The organism is Mesorhizobium sp. M7A.F.Ca.US.005.03.2.1 (genome assembly GCF_003997795.1).
GTDB classification, from domain to species: domain Bacteria; phylum Pseudomonadota; class Alphaproteobacteria; order Rhizobiales; family Rhizobiaceae; genus Mesorhizobium; species Mesorhizobium ciceri.
In genome coordinates this window covers 1-541 of record NZ_RZRP01001561.1, presented here as the reverse complement: position 1 = coordinate 541, position 541 = coordinate 1, and the positions used below count along the sequence as shown (strand labels likewise).

At 67.7% G+C, this 541-nt stretch carries 1 protein-coding gene; it reads right to left on the bottom strand.

The genetic code is table 11. From position 1 onward, the window contains the following. Window positions 1-541 (bottom strand): hypothetical protein (locus EN991_RS39135; RefSeq protein WP_206519378.1); only part of this gene is annotated, 541 nt, incomplete at both ends.

Here is a 541-nt window from a genome sequence, read left to right as displayed (position 1 = left end):
GTGCTGGTGCCGCCGCCGAAAAGCCTTGCGGTGACGCTTTCGCCGCCGCCGATGACGGTCTGTCCATTGGCAAGCGTCACCCCGCCAGTCGTCAGATTGCCGTTGCCGCCAAGCGCCACGACAAAACCGTTCGCACCCGACTTGGTCACGGCGTCGTCCAGCGTCGTCGGGTCGGCCAGCGTGCCGGCGCCGGCGAGGCCGCCATCGGCGTAGTAGAACTTGCCGAAGGCGGCATTGGTGGCGGCGTTGATGGCGACACGCGTCGTCGTGCCGCCGGTCAGCGTCTGCGACTGGACGCGGACGCCGATATCGCCACGCACGCGCTCGTTGACGCGCTTGCGCAGGCCTTCGCTGACCGGATAGACCGGCTCCGGCCCGCTATCGGCCCCATTGGCGGCGTGGTCCGAGCCGCTGCCGGGATTGAACGGGATGTTCAGCCGCACACTGCCGGCGAACTGGGTGTCGTCGCGATTGTCGTTGCGGACCTCGCCGGCGAAGACCAGTTCCGTGTTGCTGCCGAAGACATCGCCGATCGTATACT